Raw genomic sequence first — 2,605 nt, forward strand, 5'->3', positions numbered from 1 at the left:
TTAATAGAACACAAACAAAAATAATCAGTGCTACCTGTGTAAATGCCTTGAAATTTACCAGATAATCACTGATTATTTATTTTACCCATTTATAGCCCTTAAAAAGGGTTTCTTTTTCAGCACCCTCCAATGTAGTCCCATCTCTTTTTACAAATAACAGGAATCTATCGTGAAATTTCCAACCAAATTGAGTATGCTGACATCTAACCTGAAGATTTATCCCATAATTATTGCTTTTAGTATTAAAGACTTCTTTCTGTTCTTCAATCCAAGCAGTAATGTTCTGATCTTTTTCACCATTTATTTTCCTAGTTTCACCACTTGAAGAAGTAATCGCTCGCATCTCTACCCCCATCTGTTTACAATAATAAAGAGTATCAAAAATATCATATACTGTTAAATAAGGATCCCATAGCATAATTTGATTTTCTGAATGTATATTAATTAATTTTCTAATATCTTTTAAAGCTTGTTTTCTTCCATGATGAGCGGCTGTACCATACTGCATAAATTTCATTCGACGTTCCAATTCTTCTAGTCGTTCCCTATACTGCCTCTCCTTTACAAACTCTTTCCAGTATTTTTCTTCTGTATGCTTTATAGGGGGGACGCTTAAAAACTCTACAGATTCCACCTCTACATCCACTGTTCCCTCAGGTATATTCATAGTTCTCTTCTTAGAAAATTCGCTACCTATATGAAATCTAGTATTTATTTCTTTAATCCAGCTATAATTAGCCTCATAGACTACCAGATTTGACTTTTTATCGTAAACCCTAGACTTAATTAAATTATCAGTATCTCCTATGTCCAATATAGTGTTTTGGTTGTTTTTCACAGAATGGTATCTAGTCCCTGTTAAACAACCATCAAATTCGTTGGATACAAGGATAGAATACCTATCGTTATCAGTAATCCTATCGTCCGTGTTAAGAGTTATGTTAAGTGTTTCTCCATCCTTACTTGATGATGATTTTAAAGTTACTAAATTTGATGGAAATTGAAAAATAATATTTCCTATTCTATCTTGTAGGACATGAAGATCAATTGGAACATATTTCAGAATAAAAGCAGAGATCTTTTCCAGTTGATTTTTAGTCAAATTTGAGGCAATCTTTTTGTTATTGTTAAAGAACTCGTAAATATAACATCCATTCATAAAATTATTTTTCAAAATTCTATTAAGGCAAACTTCTGTTGTTCCATTTTGCGGTACAAATTGTTTGTTGATTAAACTCAATTTTCCAATTTGTAATTCCCCACCCTTGTTGATAAGTGATTGGTTGTGTCTCATTTGGTTAAAGCTTTCGTAGGCTTCTTCCATAGTTAAGTAATATCTACAAATCCCCAGTGTGTATTCATCAGAAACTCTTAATGGCTTTTCAGTTAGATATTCAATATTTTCTTTTAATGCTTTTCCTTCATGAAATGCAAAAATTGAAAAATAATTAAATGCTTGTCTTGAAGTTTTATTAATCATAAATACTGTAGTTACCTCACATGATTTATAGAATCCTAAATTACCCGGTTGAGTTAACGAGGCATATTCGATAGCTATTCGATCATGAGAATTGACGTTTTCATTCATTACTTCACCCACTTGTTTTATTTCATCAAACTCTGATATTTTATCAAATCCTTTATAAAACCCATTAATCTGCGATATATAACATTTCATAATTATAAGCCCATCATCTATATCTCCACTAATTACATAATTGTGGTAAGTAAATAACCTTTGTTTGGCCTCATATTGTAGACGTTCATTTTAAACAAATCTCTAGTAACAGTCCCTCCATACTTTGGCAAATAAAACAATGGACTTTCTGATGTAAAACCCCCTAACCATTTAAACAGAGCGGGATATAACATCTCAACAGAAACTATAAAAGCAATATCTGATATATTACCTATTTCTAATCGATACGGAGTAACCTCGTGGTTATTTCTATTTATGCATATTCTCCATTCTCTTTGATAAGCATGTTTATCCCATTTATCAAAACAGTCGTAGTGATTAATCACATTTTTTTCAGATGCAAGTTTGTTAATATCTATTTCATCTTCCCTAATCAGATGAAGCATATTTCCAGTTACTAAATTTCCGCGATCATTAGCAGTATGATAATTTACACCCCCAAAGACACAATCATAATCCGCTTTTTCTGCCGCCTTATGAACCCTTCTTCTAAATTCAGCCTCATTCATGATAACAACCACAAATTTCCCAAATTCATTCATGATGTTCATTTTAGGCGCAAAGAGTTCTCTTTGTTTTAGCCAATTTCAAATGACCTGAATATGATGGAGTTGTTTGTCCGTAAATAGACGAATATAATGTCCTTAAGAGTAATTAAGGAGAAATAGAAAGAGACCCTTCCACCTCATGTTTGCGCAGAGGGATGGAAGGGTCCCTTACTAAATTAATTAGCATGATAATTGTATCAAACTTTAAATTGGAATGGAATAGTGAAAAGATTTGAATTTACCCTTTTTACACTAAATATCCACTATTGCATGTAATTAGAAAACCTGTATTCGTTAATTCCTCATTTTTAGCAATTATGTTTAAAAATAGCCATGCAAATGAAACGCCCATATGCGC

The 2,605-nt window shown here is 32.0% G+C and carries 2 protein-coding genes; both read right to left on the reverse strand.

What is annotated here, in order from left to right:
- Positions 1-76: 76 nt before the first annotated feature.
- On the reverse strand, positions 77-1,678 hold the full coding sequence (locus ACYQ2O_RS11655; RefSeq protein WP_346024558.1) for a VPA1262 family N-terminal domain-containing protein: 1,602 nt from the start codon (positions 1,676-1,678) through the stop codon (positions 77-79).
- 32 nt (positions 1,679-1,710) lie between these two features.
- Positions 1,711-2,241: a hypothetical protein gene (locus ACYQ2O_RS11660; protein ID WP_459796664.1), complete on the reverse strand. Its 531-nt coding sequence runs from the start codon at positions 2,239-2,241 to the stop codon at positions 1,711-1,713.
- Positions 2,242-2,605: the final 364 nt, after the last annotated feature.

It is taken from the genome of Alkalibacterium sp. m-11, from assembly GCF_054658155.1.

What these genes read in the sequence shown, in the direction of transcription:
- ACYQ2O_RS11660 (WP_459796664.1), bottom strand. Translation starts at nt 2,241, where the DNA reads ATGAATGAATTTGGGAAATTTGTGGTTGTTATCATGAATGAGGCTGAA.
- ACYQ2O_RS11655 (WP_346024558.1), bottom strand. Translation starts at nt 1,678, where the DNA reads ATGAAATGTTATATATCGCAGATTAATGGGTTTTATAAAGGATTTGAT.